Source organism: Corynebacterium vitaeruminis, assembly GCF_001054325.1.
In the GTDB taxonomy this organism is placed as follows: Bacteria; Actinomycetota; Actinomycetes; order Mycobacteriales; family Mycobacteriaceae; genus Corynebacterium; species Corynebacterium vitaeruminis_A.
On the sequence record NZ_JVVM01000020.1, the window covers coordinates 248,699 to 267,514 of the forward strand.

20 protein-coding genes and 1 tRNA gene are annotated in these 18,816 nt (G+C 55.9%); 14 read left to right on the forward strand and 7 right to left on the reverse strand.

The window, feature by feature from the left end:
* Window positions 1–367 precede the first annotated feature (367 nt).
* Entirely contained in the window at window positions 368–1,696 is a 1,329-nt protein-coding gene (locus ADA16_RS05365) for an HNH endonuclease signature motif containing protein (protein ID WP_239659350.1), read from the forward strand.
* A 2-nt stretch (window positions 1,697–1,698) separates the two neighbouring features.
* Here the strand turns inward: ADA16_RS05365 and prfB are convergent, their stop codons facing one another.
* Window positions 1,699–2,811 (reverse strand): peptide chain release factor 2, encoded by a 1,113-nt coding sequence (prfB, locus tag ADA16_RS05370; RefSeq protein WP_048759839.1) that lies wholly within the window; start codon window positions 2,809–2,811, stop codon window positions 1,699–1,701.
* 47 nt (window positions 2,812–2,858) lie between these two features.
* Between prfB and ADA16_RS05375 the strand changes: the two genes are divergently transcribed.
* Window positions 2,859–3,719, forward strand: coding sequence for an inositol monophosphatase family protein (locus ADA16_RS05375; protein WP_048759840.1), 861 nt, complete (start codon window positions 2,859–2,861; stop codon window positions 3,717–3,719).
* 10 nt (window positions 3,720–3,729) lie between these two features.
* Window positions 3,730–4,530, forward strand: a complete 801-nt coding sequence (gene hisN / locus ADA16_RS05380) for a histidinol-phosphatase (protein WP_048759842.1) — start codon at window positions 3,730–3,732, stop codon at window positions 4,528–4,530.
* A 42-nt stretch (window positions 4,531–4,572) separates the two neighbouring features.
* On the opposite strand, the gene ADA16_RS05385 is transcribed toward hisN, so the two are convergent.
* Window positions 4,573–4,911: an ArsR/SmtB family transcription factor gene (locus ADA16_RS05385; RefSeq protein WP_048759843.1), complete on the reverse strand. Its 339-nt coding sequence runs from the start codon at window positions 4,909–4,911 to the stop codon at window positions 4,573–4,575.
* 72 nt (window positions 4,912–4,983) lie between these two features.
* Between ADA16_RS05385 and arsB the strand changes: the two genes are divergently transcribed.
* A complete protein-coding gene (gene arsB, locus ADA16_RS05390; RefSeq protein WP_048759844.1) occupies window positions 4,984–6,051 on the forward strand; it encodes an ACR3 family arsenite efflux transporter in 1,068 nt (355 codons plus the stop codon).
* A gap of 15 nt (window positions 6,052–6,066) precedes the next feature.
* Window positions 6,067–6,495, forward strand: a complete 429-nt coding sequence (locus ADA16_RS05395; protein WP_048759846.1) for a low molecular weight phosphatase family protein — start codon at window positions 6,067–6,069, stop codon at window positions 6,493–6,495.
* On the opposite strand, the gene ADA16_RS11375 is transcribed toward ADA16_RS05395, so the two are convergent.
* Both ADA16_RS11375 and ADA16_RS11380 read right to left on the reverse strand, forming a co-directional pair.
* Window positions 6,492–6,737, reverse strand: a complete 246-nt coding sequence (locus ADA16_RS11375) for a hypothetical protein (RefSeq protein ID WP_239659351.1) — start codon at window positions 6,735–6,737, stop codon at window positions 6,492–6,494. The two genes, ADA16_RS05395 and ADA16_RS11375, sit on opposite strands and share 4 nt — an antisense overlap.
* 57 nt (window positions 6,738–6,794) lie before the next feature.
* Window positions 6,795–6,989, reverse strand: a complete 195-nt coding sequence (locus tag ADA16_RS11380; protein WP_239659352.1) for a hypothetical protein — start codon at window positions 6,987–6,989, stop codon at window positions 6,795–6,797.
* Window positions 6,990–7,209: 220 nt separating this feature from the next.
* Between ADA16_RS11380 and ADA16_RS05405 the strand changes: the two genes are divergently transcribed.
* The 7 genes from ADA16_RS05405 (at window position 7,210) to ADA16_RS05425 (ending at window position 12,947) form a co-directional block, all read left to right on the forward strand.
* Window positions 7,210–8,166 carry a DUF418 domain-containing protein gene (locus ADA16_RS05405; protein ID WP_048759848.1) on the forward strand — a complete coding sequence of 319 codons (957 nt, stop codon included), beginning with the start codon at window positions 7,210–7,212 and terminating at the stop codon, window positions 8,164–8,166.
* A gap of 2 nt (window positions 8,167–8,168) precedes the next feature.
* The gene (locus ADA16_RS05410; protein WP_048759850.1) at window positions 8,169–9,212 is read left to right on the forward strand and encodes a trypsin-like serine protease; all 1,044 of its coding nucleotides are present in this window, start codon (window positions 8,169–8,171) and stop codon (window positions 9,210–9,212) included.
* A gap of 231 nt (window positions 9,213–9,443) precedes the next feature.
* A complete protein-coding gene (locus ADA16_RS05415) occupies window positions 9,444–10,781 on the forward strand; it encodes a sodium/glutamate symporter (protein WP_053084295.1) in 1,338 nt (445 codons plus the stop codon).
* Between the two features lie 471 nt (window positions 10,782–11,252).
* Window positions 11,253–11,582 carry an IS110 family transposase gene (locus tag ADA16_RS10955; protein WP_082150659.1) on the forward strand — a complete coding sequence of 110 codons (330 nt, stop codon included), beginning with the start codon at window positions 11,253–11,255 and terminating at the stop codon, window positions 11,580–11,582.
* Window positions 11,583–11,664: 82 nt separating this feature from the next.
* A complete protein-coding gene (locus ADA16_RS11170; protein WP_161797587.1) occupies window positions 11,665–11,838 on the forward strand; it encodes a hypothetical protein in 174 nt (57 codons plus the stop codon).
* A gap of 172 nt (window positions 11,839–12,010) precedes the next feature.
* Window positions 12,011–12,628: a hypothetical protein gene (locus tag ADA16_RS11120; protein ID WP_152680731.1), complete on the forward strand. Its 618-nt coding sequence runs from the start codon at window positions 12,011–12,013 to the stop codon at window positions 12,626–12,628.
* 1 nt (window position 12,629) lies between these two features.
* The gene (locus tag ADA16_RS05425; protein WP_048759855.1) at window positions 12,630–12,947 is read left to right on the forward strand and encodes a hypothetical protein; all 318 of its coding nucleotides are present in this window, start codon (window positions 12,630–12,632) and stop codon (window positions 12,945–12,947) included.
* A 229-nt stretch (window positions 12,948–13,176) separates the two neighbouring features.
* On the opposite strand, the gene ADA16_RS10960 is transcribed toward ADA16_RS05425, so the two are convergent.
* Complete coding sequence (locus tag ADA16_RS10960) at window positions 13,177–13,518, reverse strand: pentapeptide repeat-containing protein (protein WP_161797588.1); 342 nt, start codon at window positions 13,516–13,518, stop codon at window positions 13,177–13,179.
* A gap of 844 nt (window positions 13,519–14,362) precedes the next feature.
* On the opposite strand from ADA16_RS10960, the gene ADA16_RS11385 reads away from it, so the two are divergent.
* Together ADA16_RS11385 and mobF are read left to right on the forward strand one after the other, a co-directional pair.
* Window positions 14,363–14,596: a hypothetical protein gene (locus tag ADA16_RS11385; protein WP_239659353.1), complete on the forward strand. Its 234-nt coding sequence runs from the start codon at window positions 14,363–14,365 to the stop codon at window positions 14,594–14,596.
* Complete coding sequence (mobF, locus tag ADA16_RS11490; RefSeq protein WP_414629648.1) at window positions 14,577–15,455, forward strand: MobF family relaxase; 879 nt, start codon at window positions 14,577–14,579, stop codon at window positions 15,453–15,455. The genes ADA16_RS11385 and mobF overlap by 20 nt, the downstream gene beginning before the upstream one ends.
* On the opposite strand, the gene ADA16_RS05430 is transcribed toward mobF, so the two are convergent.
* Both ADA16_RS05430 and ADA16_RS05435 read right to left on the reverse strand, forming a co-directional pair.
* Window positions 15,415–15,488, reverse strand: a tRNA-Met gene (locus ADA16_RS05430). The two genes, mobF and ADA16_RS05430, sit on opposite strands and share 41 nt — an antisense overlap.
* A 199-nt stretch (window positions 15,489–15,687) precedes the next feature.
* On the reverse strand, window positions 15,688–18,687 hold the full coding sequence (locus ADA16_RS05435; RefSeq protein WP_048759857.1) for a UPF0182 family protein: 3,000 nt from the start codon (window positions 18,685–18,687) through the stop codon (window positions 15,688–15,690).
* Window positions 18,688–18,816 lie beyond the last annotated feature (129 nt).

The following is an 18,816-nucleotide window of genomic DNA, read 5'->3' on the forward strand; positions in this document are numbered from 1 at the left end:
GGATTGAACATTGAACCATGCGAGATTGGGCGGCGCTGAGCACTACCCCTCGAGGCGCGCGGCCGCATGGGAGCACACCACAGCTCCTGTCGAAATTATTTTCTCAAAAAATCTCCAAATCCCCCTTTGCCTCGCTCACTAGTTCGACTATAATGAGCGATGAAAGATTAAACGCGGGGATTAAAAACACCAAATAACGTCGCTGATCTGCTTAAAGCTCGGAAAATTGACACTCAGAGTTAGTCGAAAATATTTTCCCTACCTCTTCCTTATTTCAACATTTCAACGTCCAGGTCTTATCTTTCAGGGGGATTCAACAATGGCCAGCGGGGAACATATACCACGGAAACGCACTTACGCTGCGGCGATGGAAGCAACAGCGCCACGCTTTCACCATGAGATTTCTCAAACAGCACCAGCACGTCTTGGAATTGACCGTAATCGAGCTGATCTGCAGCTTGCCCTTGCTTGTGTTCCGTCTTCTTCAACAAAAGACGTCGAAGATTACATCGCCAAAATCGCTCCAGCTCTTGGCATGTCACGCGGGAGAACACTCCAGTACATCGATATCGGGATGCAGCTAGAGCGGCTCCCGCGGTTGAAAGAGCTTCTGCTCAAACGCGCACAGCTACCGCTTCCCCACATGCGGGTCATTGCCACAGCCATCCTCCCCTTGGATGACGCCTCTACTGTGAAATATTTCGAAGACCATCTCCTCGAACTGATCACGCCGAGAGTCAATGGTGAAGTTCTTCGCGGGGTTCGGAGTCTTCAACAGAATATTCAGCGATTTATTAATGAAGTCAGCCCGCTATTGCGCCCTAAAAATGAGTACGACCCGCCGATTACTTCGTTTCAAAAAGGCATCGAGCAAAAAGCTGGCGAATCTATAAAGTTCGAGTTAAAGGACAACCTCACTGAAGTCACCATGGAACTGATGCCTGAGCGGGCAATTGAGTTTCAGAAGGTCTTGGAAGAAATTACCGCTGATCAGGACTGCGACTTCGTCGAGGCTTTTTCACACCTTCTGCACGGGACTGCTCAGGTCACCGCCACGTTGAATCTGTACTGCCCACTTACTCAAGACAAGCCGCAGGAGGCATGGATCGGCGGTCTGGGGTGGATCAACAAAATCGCCACTGAATCGTGGCTCGACCGGGTCACTAGTATCCGGCTACTAGCCGACGAGAAAACGGAAAAGTACTCGCCAACAGAGCGACAGCGGACTTACGTCCAAGGCAGAGACGGCACCTGCCGCTTTCCTGGATGCAATGTCGATGCAACGAAGTGCGACATCGACCACATTCAGCCGTATAACCACGAGAATCCCGAAGAAGGTGGCCAAACCGAAACGCCCAACCTCCATTGCCTGTGTCGTCGACACCACAATCTAAAAACGGCCGGCCTTTGGAATGTCGTCCGCGATATCGACGGCGTGGAGTACTGGACCTCCACCACCAATCAGAGCGCTGAAAAAGCTGCCCTTATCAGCACAGAGTCGGGGCCGCTCGCCGGTCACGGTCGCTACTCTTTCGATCTACGCAAGACGAAGAAAGCACAGACACTCAAGGAGTACAACGAACAAAGGTTGGAAAATCTCCGCGAATCACAGGAGCTGACAAATCAGGCTCGTGAAGAACTAGGATTGAACGAGGACGAGAGCAACGAAGAAATCGAAGACGAGCCGCCCTTCTAGCGCTACTCCCCTTCGGACTGCTGAGCCATGCGCCAGCGAATACCGGCCTCGATGAACCCGTCGAGGTCACCGCCAAGGACCGACTGTGGGTTGTTGACTTCGTATTCGGTACGCAGATCCTTGACCATCTGGTACGGGTGCAACACATAGGAGCGCATCTGGTTACCCCACGAGGCATTGCCGCCTGCGCCGAGAGCATCCAGCTCCGCGCGTTCTTCCTGGCGCTTCTTCTCCAGCAACTTCGCCTGCAGAACTCGCATGGCGGAAGCCTTGTTCTGGTGCTGGGATTTCTCGTTCTGGCAAGTCACCACGATGCCGGTCGGGACGTGCGTAAGTCGCACCGCGGAGTCCGTGGTGTTCACCGACTGCCCACCTGGGCCGGAGGAACGGTAGACGTCGATACGCAAATCTGACTCGGGGATGTCGATGTGATCCGTTTCCTCGACAACCGGCAGCACCTCGACCTCAGCGAAGGAGGTCTGGCGGCGCCCCTGGTTATCGAAAGGACTAATACGAACCAGACGGTGCGCGCCCTGCTCGACCGAGAGGGTGCCGTACATGTACTCGCCGTGAACGACGAAGGTGGCGGACTTAATACCGGCCTCTTCAGCGTAGGAGGTGTCGTAGACCTCGACCTTATGTCCGTGCTTGTCGGCCCAGCGCAGGTACATGCGCATGAGCATCTCGGCCCAGTCGGCGGCATCCACGCCACCGGCACCGGAGCGGATGTTGATGACCGCCTCGCGCTCGTCGTAAGGCCCCGAAAGCATGGTCGTGACCTCGAGCGACTCGATATCGGCACGCAGGTCGGCGCGTTCGGCGTCGGCCATCTCGACGGCATCGGAGTCGTCCTCATCTTCCGCGAGTTCGTACATCACGGAGAGGTCGTCGAGGCGCCCGCGTAGCGAGTCGATCTTTTTCTTCTTCGCCTGCGCCTGCGACAGTGCGCTGGTGACCTGCTGCGCGTGGTCGGGGTCGTCCCACAGCGACGGGTCGGCGGCCTGGGCTTCCAACTCTCTGATCCGGTCGGAAAGCTCGTCGACATCGACCACCTTCTCAATGGTGGTCAGCGTCGCGTCGAGTTCTTTGAGGTCAGCATTCAGATCCGGGTTCACGGGTACTACCTTAGCTATACCGCCTGTTTCGGTGCACAATAGGACGTATGTCTGAATCCACCGCCAGCCAAGATTCCAGCCAAGATCTAGAACTCTTCCTCTCCCAAGTATCCGAGTCGATTGTGGCATCGGATACCAGTGTTGCGGTTGCCATCGTCAAGCGCGCCGCCGCCATTGCCGCTCGTATGCGTGACGAAGGCCTGGTCACGGAGTACAAGACATCGCTTTCCGACGTTGTCACCGCGGCCGACCGGGCAGCGGAAAAGTTCGTCGTCGAGGCCTTGGCAGCGCTCCGCCCGGAGGACGGCATCCTTGGCGAGGAAGGGTCGGCGAAGGAGTCCCAATCGGGTCGCACGTGGGTGATTGACCCCGTCGATGGCACCTACAACTTCACCACGGGCTCGGACTACTGGTGCAGCGCATTGGCGCTGGTTATGGGCGATGCGAACGATCCGGATGAGGTCATTCTCGGCGCGGTGCACCGACCTGCCACGGGCGAGAGCTGGATTGGTGGCCCCAATCTCCCTACCACTCGTATCAACCTCGATGGCACTGTTGATGACCTCCGGGTCACTAACCGTCCCCTCTCGGAAGTCTGTGCAGCGACGTACCTCCACACCACAGTGGTGAGCTCGAGCGAAGAATCCGAGGTCACGGCTACAAAGTCCTGGTTGGATGCGGTGTCCCGCAGCGCTACCTGGCGCATGCTGGGCTCAGCGTCGGTGGATATGGCAGGCGTTGTCGACGGCCGTATCGGCGTATGGTTCCAGCGCGACGTCGCGGCTTGGGACTGGCTGCCTGGTTATGCGCTTATTACGGGCGCAGGTGGCGAATGCGAGGCGGTTGGCCGATGGAAGCTGGCGGGCTCAAGTGGCCAGGTCGCTGAGCTGCGTGAGGTTCTGCGCTAGAATTTCGGCCATGACCACCTCTTACTCCGAAGATCTCGCCCTCGCACTGTCGCTTGCCGACGCAGCCGATGACCTCACGATGTCCCGCTTCGAGGCGGCCAATCTAGTCGTCGAGTCCAAGCCTGACCTCACGCCGGTCTCCGATGCCGATATCGCGTGTGAAAAGCTGCTCCGCGAGATTCTGTCGGCAAAACGCCCGAGCGATGAGGTTCTCGGCGAAGAATTCGGCGGCGAAGCTGTGTTTGAGGGCCGCCAGTGGGTCATCGACCCCATCGACGGCACAAAGAACTTCGTGCGCAATGTCCCGGTCTGGGCCACCTTGATTGCCCTGTTGGAGGACGGTAAGCCCGTTGTCGGCGTGGTCTCTGCACCTGCGCTGGGACGTCGCTGGTGGGCGTCTAAGGGCGACGGCGCATTCAAGCGCTCGCAGGTTGGTGGCCGGGACGCCGCCGAGCGCCGCATTGAGGTCTCGAAGGTGGCGAACATCGCAGACTGCTCAATCTCCAACTCTTCGCTCACAGGTTGGGCCGAACGCGATTTGCGCGACAACTTCATTGAACTCACCGATGACGCGTGGCGTCTGCGCGGCTACGGTGACTTTTTCTCCTACTGCCTGGTAGCCGAGGGCGCGGTCGATGTCGCCGCTGAGCCGGAAGTTTCCCTGTGGGACCTGGCTCCGCTTGCAATCCTGGTAGAGGAAGCTGGCGGCCGCTTCACTTCCCTAGCAGGTGTCGACGGGCCGCACGGCGGGGACGCGGTTGCGACGAATGGGTTGCTTCACGACGCCGTCGTCAAGCGCCTGAACGGGTAAACAGGGTTTTCCAACCTACCGCGATTTGCGACGAGCGGCTCACTATCTCCCGTCCGCGTGACCGATATCCAGGATACGTCGCAGCTCAGCAAATACCTCAGGGCGTACCTCATGGGTTACCACCCGTCCACTCTTAGACCTAGTTAGCAGCCCGGCATCCGCCATGGTCTTTAAATGATGCGACACCGTCGGCTGACTAAGCCCAGAAACAGCGGCCAGATCCCCCACGGTCATCGGACTACAGCCAGCGGCAGCGAGCTGAGACAAAATTTGCAGGCGCGCCGGTTGCGCCAGCGCTTTGAAGAGCGTTGCCGCAGCCTGCGCTTCCGCCGCGTCGAGAGGCCGACCGCCAAGTGCACAGCATTCTGAGATTTCGTCCATACCTGTTGAGGCTACACGGCCTCCTCTCTAAACATATTGACAATCATCGATATATTGATTACACAGGAAACTATGACACAGACTACAAAGTCACTCAGCTTCCTAGATCGCTTCTTGCCGCTATGGATTGCAGCTGCAATGGCAATTGGCCTCATTCTGGGCAAAATTGCACCGTCACTTGTGAACTGGCTGGCAGAGGCAAAAATTGCGACAATTTCCGTACCAATCGCCATCGGCTTGCTGGTCATGATGTACCCACCGCTCGCAAAGGTTCGATACGACAAAACGGGCAAAATTTTGACATCCAGGAAGCTGATGGGCATCACAGTCTTCCTCAATTGGATTCTCGGCCCCGCACTGATGTTCACCCTTGCCTGGATATTCCTCAGTGATAGTCCAGAACTGCGCACTGGCGTGATTATCGTCGGTCTCGCCCGCTGCATTGCAATGGTTTTGGTCTGGAACGACCTATCTTGCGGCGATACTGAAGTCGCTGCCGTATTGGTGGCCGTAAACTCGCTATTTCAGATTTTCATGTTCGGCGCTCTAGGGTGGTTCTACCTGCAGATTCTGCCCTCCTGGTTGGGACTGGAAACCACTTCCGCCTCCTTTTCTTTTTGGGCAATCGCACTATCCGTAGTGGTATTCCTCGGTATTCCGCTTCTGGCTGGCGCGGCATCACGCATAATTGGTGAACGCACCCGTGGTCGCGACTGGTATGAAAATGAGTACTTGCCCAAAATCTCACCATTGGCACTTGCCGGCCTTCTATACACAATCGTGTTGCTCTTTGCGCTTCAGTCACAGCAGATTCTTGAGAATCCCTGGACCGTTGCGAAAGTGGCGCTACCACTAGTGATCTACTTCCTCGCCATGTTCGCGATCGCTCTCACTTCAGCCAAGGCCGCGGGCATGAACTACGCAACCTCCGCATCGATTGCCTTTACGGCCGCCGGAAATAACTTCGAGTTGGCAATTGCGGTTGCGGTTGGCACCTTCGGCCCATTGTCCCAGCAAGCACTTGCGGGAACGATTGGACCACTTATTGAAGTACCCGTACTCGTTGCACTTGTCTACGTCACCCGCTGGCTCGGGCCACGCCTTTTCCCCAATGACCTTTCCGTACCGGACAAACTATAGAAAAAGGATTCTGAAATGAAGGAAATCCCGAAGGTACTTTTCATCTGCGTGGCAAATGCCGGTAAATCCCAGATGGCCGAGGCCATTGCGCTTGCAAAATATGCCACGCAGTTCACCGCCCTTTCAGCAGGAACGAACCCCAAAACTACTACCAATGCGCTTGCAGCCAAATCAGTTGCAGAAATCGGCGCCTCTATGGACGGTGCATCACCAAAGCCCATTGACCCCACGATTCTCCGGACTGCAGATCGTGTTGTCATCATCGGCGATGCCGCTCATGTAGAGCTCCCCTCGGACGCTCAAGGCTCACTCGAGCGTTGGCTTACTGACGAGCCTTCAAAACGAGGCATCGACGGAAAAGAACGCATGGACCTGATTCGCGATGACCTCGAGCGCCGTATCGACGAGTTAGCTGTCGAACTCCGTTCCACTAAGAATCCCTAAGCGGCAGAATCCAACAAAAGCCTCCTTATCGCCAGCGTAAGCCACACGACTGCGCCGACGCCTGCGATGAGACCGAGAAGCAGGAATATCAGACCGACTCCCCAAAGCCCGGTGATGTCGTCAGTGCCGGCGATGATGCTCCAGCACAGGGCATAGCCGGCGACCGCTGCCCACCAGGTGGGCAGCACGTTCAGAGTTGGGGCGGGCACGCGCATCATGGCAGAGGCAGTGAGGACGACCATCGCGAAGCCGGAGCAGAAGACCTGCCACGGCGAATAGTCGTATTCGCCCTCGAGCGTTCACGCGAGCGTACAAAAGCAGATTACGAATGCGGCGACAAAGACGAAAACCGTGTGACCAAATGCGATGCGCTCACCGGACTTTTTGGCCAGCCACGCGGCACCTACCCATGCGAGGACGGTGGGGATGGTAATGATTAACAGGTACACGAAGAATACACCTGGCACCTCGGACCAGGTGAAACTCGTCAGCATTGATCTCATACCACTAGGTTACGCGTGCCCCTGGGCTCTTTGAACGCGCTAGTTTCCCAGAAAAAACACAGACGAAACACTGTGTTTTACACATGCTCACTTAATGTATTGTCAGATTCAGCTGCTACAACTAGAAAGTCGTTTTCATTAAGACGTTTATAGGGAGTACTTTTTACCAAAGAGCACCTCCCGATAAGTTGTAGTAAAGGAGAAATCTGGGGTGAATAAACCTTCACGAATTGTGGGGCTTGATATAGCGCGCTCACTCGCCATCATCGGCATGATCATTGTCCATATGGCCTCACTGCTTTGGAGCACAAAGGTTGTGCTCTCTGGCCTACCCTCATCACTGTTCGCCATCATCGCCGGAGCCACAATGATGATTATCGGCCGAAATTACAGCAGCACTACCTTCTTGCGGCTGATCACTCGCGGCGCTCTGATTATTCTCATCGGCCTGGCGCTGTTGCCGGTCGGTGGAGAAATTCAGGTGGTCCTCGTTGTCATGGGGCTGGTAATGATGCTGGTTTCCTGGATGCCAGCGCTCGGAACCTGGTGGCGAGTCGGCTTCTTCATCGCCGCAACTATCGCCGCAACAATTAAGTACGCGCCCATGACGCTGCCACAGATTTATCCGCTACTGGCGTGGATCGCATATTTCATCGGCGGCATGCTGCTTTACGACGTCTACCTACGCGGTCGCCTGCAAGGCACTTCCCCCTCCGAGACCAGCTCCAATACTCGGTTGAGCTGGATTGTTACCGCTGTCAGCGTTGTTATCACTGCCGTCGGCATGTACTTCCGATTTGATCCCGAGATTGCTGGCTGGCTCCGCTTTACCGGACATACCGGTGTCTTCGGAGAAATCATTCTCTCCGTCGCTGTTGCCGCCATTGTGCTGCATTTGTGCTTGTTCGTAGGCGACCGTTTCCCGACCGTGGTCTACCCATTCGCGGCCATGGGAACAATGTCACTGACTATTTACATCCTGCACGTTCTCACCGCGTTTTATTGGCAACAGAATGTGGCATTGCATTCCACGTTGTCCGCAGCAGGTTTCATCGTATTCTTCCTCATCATCGCAAGTCTCTGGAAGAAGTTTGTGGGACAGGGCCCTGCTGAAAAGCTCGTTGCCACCGCAATCAAGGCCATTGTTCCTTCTGGGAAAGGGAAATAACCGTGAAGAAAACATCTTTTTCCATCGCAGCACTTGTTAGCACCACGCTGCTTCTATCTTCCGCCCCAGCACTTGCATTGGAAAACGGCGAACCCGCACCGGCAAATGCTGAAAGCAGTTCCGTGGCCGCGCTGAAGATTGGCAAAGTCGGCAATTTTGGTGACTGCACCGGAACGCTGGTTGCCGATCAGTGGGTACTCACAGCACGCCACTGCCTGGAGTCTGTAAACAACGAAGGGACCCAGGCCCGCATCGGCGGGAAGGTCTACGATGCCGATTCTTGGGCACTGTCTCCAGTGTCCGATGCAGGATTACTTCACTTGACCGAGAAGGTCACTGACGCAACCCCTGCAAAGGTTTCCCGCGATATCCCGACACCTGGGCAGACGGGAACTCTCTACGGTTGGAGCAGCAGCTCGTCGATGGCCCGATCCGGACAGCTTCCGATGGCCAAGATGGTCGTCAATGAGCTGCTGGGCGGCGGACCGTCTGAAGGAACTCCAGGTGAGGCTGCGCCTGGTGAAGCTGCTCCAGGTGAGGCTGCGCCTGGTGAAGCTACTCCAGGTGAAGCTGTTCCGGGTGAGGCTGTCATGCCGGATGCGGTAAAGCCAGATGACTCCCAAACCGAGTCCATCCCCGCGGGAACGGAAAGCATCCCAGCCGACGCTGCCATGATGCCGATGATCGAAAGCGCCATCCTGGACGCGCATTCGGTCTCCGGTGCAGGTATGCAGGGCGGCGACTCCGGCGGACCATTCTTCGTCGATGGAAAGCTCGCCGGGCTTGCTACCGCCGGAACTTCCAATGGCGATCCTGACCTGCCCTCCCCCAGCGCGGCAATCACTACCCTCGCAGGCACCTCCGACTGGATTGACGGTGTCACCTCTGGTCGCGACACAGAAAGCGTCCTAACCGCAGAGAACACTCCTGCTCCGCCAAAGACCATTCAGACCAGCGCCGATCACATGTGGGGTTACCTCACCATCGCGTGTGTTGGCCTGGTTGTCGCAGCAGCCTGGTCGCGCATTAGGAATGGCCGACAGTAGAACCGTCTAACCACAACCACAAGCCGCCTCCCCGGAAAGTACTGGGTAGGCGGCTTTTATCGTGCATGCGAGGAACTTAATCGTGACTGAAGCCACAAAATCTCTCGGTAACTGACGTACAATCGTGAGGTAATCCTATGGTTTTATTCCAATTTTTCTAAGAATCGACGATGCGATTCACATAATTGCTAATTGGTGAAACCCCACCAACGAGAAAGGTAATCAATTCCCGTGGATGGTTACACGCCCTTCGACATCTTGATGGATATCGGTTGGATTTCGTTGCTGCTCATCATCGGTAATTTGATGCGGCGATTCATCCCCTGGTTCCAGAAGCTCCTCATCCCTGCACCGATTACTGCAGGCCTACTCGGCTTGCTACTAGGCCCAAACGCTTTGGGGATCATCCAGTTCAGCGAGCACTTCGGCGACTATGCGACGATTCTAATCGCCGCAGTCTTCGGTGCCCTTCCGTTCACAATGGACTTCGATGCCAAGGTTCGCCAGCGCGCGCGAACAATGTGGTCCTATTCCGTGGGCATGTACCTGACACAGTGGGGCTTCTTCGCACTGCTTGGCGTGATTCTTTTCGCCCCGCTGTTCAATACTCCGGACTGGTTCGGCATCATGCTGCCCGTCGGCTTCGTCGGCGGTTTCGGTGTGGCAGCAGCCGTTGGTGGCGCACTGGACTCGGCCGGCATGACTGAGGCCACGAGTTTGGGCTTTACAGCCGCCGCGGTGGGCATGTTTTCCGCAATTGTCGGTGGCGTTATCTTTGCCCGCTGGGGTTCAAAGAAGGGGCACACCAACGAGCTGCCCGCCTTGGATAAACTGCCGGAGGACATGCGTACCGGCATCATCTCTCTTCCCGGCCAGCGTCCAAGCGTGGGACGGGCGACCACGAGCCCGTCCTCAATTGAGCCAATCGCGCTGCACGTGGCGGCACTGGCGGTGACGCTCTTCCTGGCAAATATCCTGACTAACTGGGTCAATGACGCTTTCCCAGCCTTAAGCTTCCCGCTGTTCGCGATGGCCTTCCTTGTCGGCCTGGCGGGAGTAGGTGTGCTGCACCTGATTAAGGCACCGCACTACCTGGATACGAAGTTGATGGGTTCAGTCTCCGGTGCATCGACGGACTTCCTGGTTGCAGTGGGCATCGCGTCGATTGTGCCGGCAGTGGTGGCCACCTACATCGTCCCGCTGATTATTCTGTTCGTCGTGGGTCTGGCCTTCTGCCTGGTGTTGTTCTTCTACGTCGCACCACGAGTCTTCGAATATGGTTGGTTCGAGCGCGCCGTATTCAGCTGGGGCTGGGCAACCGCTTCCGTAGCCACGGGCATCGCCGTCCTGAAGATTGTGGACCCGGAGCAGAAATCCGGCACCCTCGAAGAATTCGGTATGGCCTACGTAGGCTTCGCACCTTTCGAAATCGCGGCGGCCATCCTCGCACCCATCGCCATCATCGCCGGATTGGTGTGGTTGTTCGGTGGGGTCGCGCTTATCGGTGGCCTAGCGCTGCTGATTCCGCCAATGATCTGGCTGAAGAAATCGAAAGCCAAGGCTTCGTAAAGGTCTTTTTAGAGAGCGGGAAAGGAAAATCTGCTCCCGTCGCCTTCTACTGTTGTGAGCCCACCATGGACTGGTCGAACCTGCCTGCCAACTATTTCCCGAAACGCAAGAAACCCCCAGTCCAACTTTCGGAGCCAGTTCATCGCGAACTTGGGGTTCCAACTTAGTGGCGGGGATGGATTCGAACCAATGACCTCTGGTACAAATGCCAGACAGGGCGATAGCGTTAGTCTCCCCATTACCTTTAGGCTATCCCCGATAATGGGGATAGTCGCTGGGCCGGGTATGGCTGAATCGCCCTGTAGTTTCATGATCCGGGAGTGTTGTCGCCCGGCACCAGGACGTTCGTTGACAGCTAATGGGGCACGGCCGGAATCTCTAGGTCTCCTTGTAACGTGGGTGCTCGCAGCGAATGTCCCGACACCCGACACCAGCGACTGGCGTATCTACCCAGTTTGCTAGGAGCCCGCTATGTCGCCGAATCACCCCATCGACATTTTCCTCGGCATGGATGTCGACAAATCTGAACACCAAGCATGTGCACTCGACCGACAAAGAAAGAAACTCTTCGCCAAGCCGCTTCCACAACTAAAGTCAGGCCTCGCGACACCCTTTGACAACCTGCAACAACACGGCCATGTACTTGCCGTTGTAGATCAGCCCAACACCATTGGCGCCTTTCCTACTGCAGTCGCCCGCGCCCGAGATTGCCAGATCGGCTGTTTGCCAGGGCTTGCCATGCGCAAAGCTGCTGACCTCTACCCGGGCCATACTGATAAGCATCGAAGAAATCCAAACTAGCTCGGCTTTTGTTACGCCTCAGTAGATGGGAAAACCCGAGGCACATTAACGCCCGAATGTACTACCAGATGGGCTTGGAGGATTGACAGATAAAACCAAGCGACGCGTAAGGAATGCTGCTGCGTCGGCAACCACCAAGGGAATTGTCCTCACGGACGACGACATTGAGTGCGGGTATCGAATTGTGCAAGGAAAACTCGACGTAGATGACTACATCGAACGTATTTGCTCTACTGCGCTGACCAATGACCGGTGAAGCAATGAGCGAGCGTGACCTATGGGACGCGTTGACTTACCCCGGGACCTCAACTTCACCCTCGTTTAGGATGATCCTATCTAATATATGTTAATTTATATATCTATCAGTCATTGGTAAGCCTTGGAGGGGTATTTTATGCGGAAGGTGCGAAGGCAAACCGTTAAGGCTAATGGCCGGGATTGGAATAGCGTTTCTTTCGTTCGTTCAACTAGCCACATCGGCGCACGCTGCAGGAAATATCGAAGAGCTAACGCGGCTTAGGCTTCTAGAGTGGCGAGTCAAGCCCGATGTACCCAATGAGTCACTGTTAAGTGCTGCGTTCTTGTCGTGGAATCCGGATCCGGGGATACCGCCTTTTTCAGCGTGTGGCCCTGCAACAGATAAATTTAAGACTGTAGCAAGCTGGCAGTACGTTGACCTGGGAACACCTCAGGATTTTATGCATGCGAACGAGGTGACGTTGCGCTGTGGAGACAGTTCACATGGGTTAAAACATATCCGCCAGAACCGCCCCGAATGGTCGTCGCTTGCAGCCATCGAAGGGAAGGATGGCGATGCCCTAATTCGTATTGCAATCGATGCTGCGCTAGAGGGGACCACCTGGTCAAAGAGAGTCTCACCTTCAACTGCAAATCGTGATGACAAATTCTGCGCTTCGGCACAAATCTACTTAGTCGATAAAGTTCGCGGGATAATTGTTCAGACACTTGAACCATCAAAATTTGTGGCTGAACACGGTCATCATGTCATCACTGCTTACCCTACTAATACGTCGAAGTGTAAATAGCATGAGTTTCGCGCAAAAGTTTATTGACGCTCTAAATGCAGACGACTCAGTGGATGCCGACCATGCTGCTTTTATCGGGGCTGACGGTGATGCTCGTTTGGTGCGATACCAAGGAACAGACCTACCGTGGCAGATTCCTGTACGCATCAAGGAGCTTGGCTGGAAGCGGATGGAATATATCACCAGCAACCCCGAGGGCGTGTATTTCAGCCTTTTCCTGGACGAGGAGCTGTACAAACTCGATGAAAGGGAATGGATACAACCGGAGCTGTGTCTTAGTGATGAAACCGGGCTGTGGCATTTGGTGGAAACCGCCTAACTCGCGCGTCAAAACCCCACATGCATAGTAGATAGGGAGATGCACAAGGTTATGGCTCGGAAACCGAAGCAGCGTCATACGGGCAAGACGGTCAGCTTCTTCCTTTTGAAGCTCGCGCGCACGACGGCGGGCTTGTGCCCTTCTGTCTTTAGTCACCATGCCCAAAGAAAAACACCGCGCAGAAACAAAGTTAAGACGCTGCCCCCCCCACAACAGGCGCTAACACTCGCTAATTTCCATCTGGACTGCGTATATCAACGGAGGATGTGGTCAGTCCTATGCTGTTTCTGAACTGCTCAGGTTCAGCATAAACCGGTAGAAGACAAGCGTCGAAAAACTTCGCTCCATCAAGTACCGCACCCCGAAAATCAACCTCGTTAAGGAATGCGCCTTCAAAGTCTGCATCAATTAGGTTCGCATTCCTCATGTTAGACCACGCCAGCATTGCTCCTCGGAAGGAGCATCCCTGGCACTGGGAGCCTTCAAAATCAGCGGCGGATAAATCATAGTTTGAGAAATCTTTACCCCTCAGGTCTTTTCCTCGTAATTCTCGACGGGAGGATTCAGACATTTCCCTGTACATCGAGCACCTACTTCAGCTAAGGAGAATTGACTACCCAGTCAGGACAGCGTCCGTGTACCCATGGGCAGTATGTTGTTACAACACCATATGGTCGCCCATCGGTGATCTTGTTGAATCCGACTACTGCCAGAACATCCCGAGTCTCCAGTTTCTGGCATTTCCTGATCGGCCCCCATCCCTCAGATCTATCGGCAATCGGTATTCGACTCTATCTCCGCCGTTAAAGGTTTCAATCTTGGGAGCATACTGGGTAACTACTCGCGGTGCATTAGCACTAAGCCCGTGTTTTGACTGAATCTTTGATTGAGCACGTTCACGCATCACTACTCGTCGGCCATTCTTGTCGTCCCACTCTCCGACAATCCGATAGCCGTCTCTCCCCCGCCTGACATAAAGGCTGTTCTAGTGCCACGTAGAAGTAATTCCGAACTTAACGGATCTTCTGAGACCGGCATTCCTTCAATGCTTCCAAAATCCGTTACCTCCGAAGATGCCTCAGCGATTGGAGTATGAACCATCATTGCGCCGAATGCGGCCTAAGCAATTAGGTCTACTCTTTTTCTCATTCGTGCACTTTCTCTCGTGTACTAATTTCAAAGACCTGTGCTTCAGCACATCCTCCAAATCTCTATCAGTACATGCCTTACCGTCTTTGTGGTGTTTTTCACATTGCTCCTAAAGAGCAACACACCTCTGGCAGATGTACATCTGCAACTTCTTAGAGGCTGACCAGCGCGAACGCGCAGGGGTGAAAAATTGCTTAAGTTCGTCATCGTTCAGACCTCAAAAGTAGGTCTTAACTTCTGCAATTTTTCTTCCTAGCGTCACGCTCATGATGTCGATTCGAGTGGTCAACGCAGTAGATGGGTACGCCTATCTCCTACGCAACGTTGCCACTGCCGACGTCGGCTCAGGGACAAAAACCAAACTCGGTGACTACTACCAAGCCACCGGTACTCCCCCCCCTGGCCGCTGGTACGGGCGCGGACTCACCGGCCTCGACTCCACTGCCAATCACAGCGGGCACAACTGTCACCCAGGAGCTCATGGCCGCACTCTACGGTGAGGGGCTTCACCCCGAGGCCGATTCCCGTATCGCCAACGGCGCATCCATTGCTGACGTACAACTCGGTCGCGCCTACCCGTTCTACTCCGGCCGGCATCAGGTACTAAAGGAGCTACCGACCATGGAGAAACAGTTCCGCTACCACGCTGGGCGCAGGCTCACCGAGCAGGAACGAAACACTATCGCGGTCGATGTCGCACGCAAGCACTACAGCGACGAAACCGGCTACTCAAATGCGACGCCAAAGGAGATTCTGGCGTGGGGCAACGAGAAGAAAAACTCCGTTCGCCTAGCTACTGCTGACTTCGACCTGACGTTTTCACCGGTGAAGCCTATCTCTGTGCTGTGGGCACTCGGCAACGAGGAGATGCGGAAAACCATTGAGGCCGTTCACAATGAATGTGTCTCAGCTTGCCTGGATTGGCTCGATGAGACAGCACTGCGTACCCGCTGCGAGGTCAATGGAGTCAAGAAGTTAACGCGCACGCGCGGCCTCATTGCCGCACAGTTTGTCCACTATGGCCCCCGTAGTGGTGCTCCGGATCTTCACACACACTGCCTGGTTTCAAACAAAGTCCAAGGCCCCGACGGCCAATGGCGCAGTGTTGATTCACTCTCGTTAATGAAGTCTGCGGTTACTGTATCCACCTACTACAACGCACTGATTAAGATTCGGGGAGAAATTTCCTGGTCGCTTAGCAACTTGTATCGTGTTGCCGACTTCTTTGAAGTCGATATCACCGACCTCCTCCCCCATCGCGTTCCCCAGACGCAAGAAACCCCCGGTTCGCTTTCGCGAACCGAGGGTTCCAACTTAGTGGCGGGGGCTGGATTCGAACCAACGACCTCTGGGTTATGAGCCCAGCGAGCTACCGAACTGCTCCACCCCGCGTCAACTGTCCTGGCTTTTACAAGCACTCACAGCGGGCGCTGACCTCTCCGGCCAACGAGAAGTAACTGTAGCACGGAGGTTCCAACAAAGACCAATCCCCAGGTCATAGCGGGTTTCGCTACAACCTGGGGACGTGGGAACCATAAGAACCTATGATTCTCGGTCAATTACTCACCGCAAGCCTTACTCACCGTAAGCATTACTGACCATTAGCCTTCTGGTAGTCAGCGGCGGCACGATCGAGCTCGGCAAGTGCCTGGCCTTGCGCTGCGTAGTCACCGTTCTTCTGGGCGTCGTTAAGCTTCTGTAGCGCGTCGGAGATACGGCGAGCGGCGTCGTCACGCGCGGCGACATCAACCTTGCGCTCTTCCTTCGGCGCCTCGCCGTCGGACTCGGCACCGGTCGTGGACTCGGCGGTTTCCTTGTCCTTATCCGCCGGCTGCTCCTCGGCCTCTTCCTCACCGCGAACCTTGGTCACGGCGGAAGCGTCGATACCAACCTGGCTCAGAGCCTCAGTAACCGTGGCACCGTAGCCCACCTGACCGCGGTAAGCGACGAGAATACGCAGCAGCTTCGGGAACGCGGTCTCCTGCCCCTTGCGCTGAGTGTAGACCGGCTCGACGTAGAGAATCTCGCCATCGCCGACCGGCAGCGTCAGTAGGTTGCCATTGGTGACCACGTTCGTGCCCTCGAGCAGGGTACGGTCCTGGGCGACCTCATCGGCGGACATCATCGTGTCCTGGGCCTGACGCGGGCCCATGGTCTGGGTGTTGGTCGGCAGGGCACGGATGGTGATGCGGCCGTAGGTCTCCGGATCAGAGGACGCACTCATCTGAGCAGCGAGGAACTCGCGCTCCAGACCACGGAAAGCGGAAATCAGCTGGAAGCTCGGCTTACCAGTCTCCGGATCGGAAGCAACAACGTAGTACGGCGGCTGGGAGAGCTTCTGCTCTTCCGGCGCGGTCGGGTCGGACGGGACAGACCAGAAGGAATCGTTAGCGAAGAACACGCCCGGGTCGCTGACATGGTACTTGGCCATCAGCTCACGCTGGACCTTGAACAGGTCCTCCGGGTAACGCAGGTGCTCCTGCAGTTCTTCGGAAATCTCCGACTTCGGCTTCACCACGCCTGGGAAGACGCCCTCCCAGGCCTTGAGCACTGGATCATTTTCATCGAATTCGTAGAGGTCGACAGTGCCATCGTAGGCATCAACGGTCGCCTTCACAGAGTTGCGAATGTAGCTGACCTCACTGTTCGGCAGCGGACGTGGTGTGCCATCCGGGTTGATGGAGTCCTGCGTGGTCTCCTGGAGACTCATGCGCTGGGAGTACGGCATCTTGGCCAGCGTGGTGTAGCCGTCGACAATCCACTTCATACGACCATCGACTACAGCCGGGTACGTCTTCGTGTCAGTAGTCAGCCACGGGGCGACCTTCTGAACACGGTCACGCGGATCGCGGTTGTAAATAATCTTGGAGTCCGCCCCAATTCGGTCGGACAGCAGGATGTTGAGCTCCTGGTAACGGGTCGCGAAAATCATGCGGCTGGCAAGCCCACCCACGCCAACACCGCCCTCACCGTCGTAAGTGAAGTTACGGCCATCGGCATCATACTCGTAGTCATTGCCGTCGCCGTTGCCGCCGACAATTGCGTAGTCGGCATCACTATTAGCAATGACCGGACCGTAGTAAATGCGCGGCTGCTTCAGGTTCAGGTTCATGCCATTCGGGTCCTCGGACTCGAACAGGTCAGCCACGGTGTACAGCGGGTAACCACCGCGGGCAGAACCAGACTCGGACGCGACCTCGTCGACCTTGTTAGCTGGTGCGGCAACGAAACCATTGCCGTGGGTGTAGACCGTGTGGCGGTTAATCCAGTCAGTCTGGTTGCCCTGCAGAGTCTGCGGGTTCAGCTCACGAGCAGCGACAATGAAGTCACGGGACTCCCCATCAATCTGGTAGCGGTCGATAGCCAGAGGATCGGAGAAACCGTAGAAGTTCTTCAGCTGGCGCTGCTGGGTGAAGGTACGCGGCAGCACTTCCGGATCTAGAATTCGGATATTGGCCAGTGTCGCGGCATCGCGCGAAATCGAATCCGCACCTTCCTTTGCTGCCTCCTTATCGCCTTCCTTTTCAACGGGCACGCCCCAGTCGCGCTCAACCTTCACCTTGTCGTCGGTAAGCCCGTAGTGATAGCGCGTCGATTCAATATTGCGCGCAATGTACTCGCGTTCCTTGGAAGCTCGGTTCGGGTTAACCGAGAACTGCTCAACTGCCAGCGGCCAGGCCACGCCAATTAGACCGGCGGAGACCAGCATCAGCACTGTGGCAAACGCCGGAATGGAGAGGTTGCGCAGGAAGATAGAAGCGAAGAATGCGGCAGCCACCACAATCGCGATGACCAGCAGCGTAATCTTCGCCGGCAGCAGGGCGTTGATATCGGTGTAGGAGCCACCGGTGAAGGTCTTCTGCTTGTTATTCAGTAGCTCGTAACGGTCCAGCCAATACGACACAGCCTTGAGCAGCATGAAGACACCGGCCCAGGATGCCAACTGCGCACGAGCCGCATTAGAGACTCGGGTCTTCTCCCCTGTGGTCGGATTGCCGGCACGGATACCACCGAGGAAGTAATGCGTCACCAGCGACAGCAGGAACGCAATAACTACTAGGACAACCAGCGTCGAGGCGATGTACGACCACAGCGGCAACTGGAATGCATAGAAACCCAAGTCCTTGCCGTACTGCGGATCGGTCTCCCCGAAGGACTGACGGTTTAAGAACAGCTGGACCGTCTGCCAATTCCCCTGCCCCACGAGGCCACCGAGCACGCCGAAGACGATGGGCAGCGTGGTGAACATCGACTTCGAACCGGATTCAGCCATTCGTCGGTATACGGCCTGCGGGCTGCGCGGATCCGTCAGCCCCAGGTCGACGGGACGCGAGCGCCACGCCAACCACATAGATAGAAATGTCAGCGCGCCCGTTATCAGGCCTACGATGACAAACAGGACGATGCGAGTGAGCCATGTGGTGCCGAAGACTCCTCGATAGCCCACTTCACCGAACCACTGAAAGTCCGTATAAAGATTGACGGCGATGGGAATCACAAAGGTCAGCGCAGCAATCACCAACACGGTAATTGCCAGCCACCCCGGGCGGCCACCCGCCGATCGTCTCGGTCGAGTCTGGTTTAGAGACAACGTCTCTCCTGTCCAAGTTGAGCTTGACTTGCCAGCGAGCTGGTAAGTCGGTCGTACGCTTATCCGTCATCTACTCTAAATAAAGTTCCTAACATTTGACTAAGGATGCTGTTTATACAGCGTTGCCAG

Bases quoted from the DNA above. Each gene is read 5' to 3' on its own strand.
- mobF (WP_414629648.1), top strand. From the start codon at position 14,577: ATGGCCGCACTCTACGGTGAGGGGCTTCACCCCGAGGCCGATTCCCGT.
- ADA16_RS11375 (WP_239659351.1), bottom strand. From the start codon at position 6,737: ATGGTCGTCCTCACTGCCTCTGCCATGATGCGCGTGCCCGCCCCAACT.
- hisN (WP_048759842.1), top strand. From the start codon at position 3,730: ATGACCACCTCTTACTCCGAAGATCTCGCCCTCGCACTGTCGCTTGCC.
- ADA16_RS11380 (WP_239659352.1), bottom strand. From the start codon at position 6,989: ATGCTGACGAGTTTCACCTGGTCCGAGGTGCCAGGTGTATTCTTCGTG.
- ADA16_RS10955 (WP_082150659.1), top strand. From the start codon at position 11,253: ATGTCGCCGAATCACCCCATCGACATTTTCCTCGGCATGGATGTCGAC.
- ADA16_RS11385 (WP_239659353.1), top strand. From the start codon at position 14,363: ATGATGTCGATTCGAGTGGTCAACGCAGTAGATGGGTACGCCTATCTC.
- ADA16_RS05425 (WP_048759855.1), top strand. From the start codon at position 12,630: ATGAGTTTCGCGCAAAAGTTTATTGACGCTCTAAATGCAGACGACTCA.
- arsB (WP_048759844.1), top strand. From the start codon at position 4,984: ATGACACAGACTACAAAGTCACTCAGCTTCCTAGATCGCTTCTTGCCG.
- ADA16_RS05385 (WP_048759843.1), bottom strand. From the start codon at position 4,911: ATGGACGAAATCTCAGAATGCTGTGCACTTGGCGGTCGGCCTCTCGAC.
- ADA16_RS10960 (WP_161797588.1), bottom strand. From the start codon at position 13,518: ATGTCTGAATCCTCCCGTCGAGAATTACGAGGAAAAGACCTGAGGGGT.
- ADA16_RS05375 (WP_048759840.1), top strand. From the start codon at position 2,859: ATGTCTGAATCCACCGCCAGCCAAGATTCCAGCCAAGATCTAGAACTC.
- ADA16_RS05395 (WP_048759846.1), top strand. From the start codon at position 6,067: ATGAAGGAAATCCCGAAGGTACTTTTCATCTGCGTGGCAAATGCCGGT.
- ADA16_RS11120 (WP_152680731.1), top strand. From the start codon at position 12,011: ATGGCCGGGATTGGAATAGCGTTTCTTTCGTTCGTTCAACTAGCCACA.
- ADA16_RS05365 (WP_239659350.1), top strand. From the start codon at position 368: ATGGAAGCAACAGCGCCACGCTTTCACCATGAGATTTCTCAAACAGCA.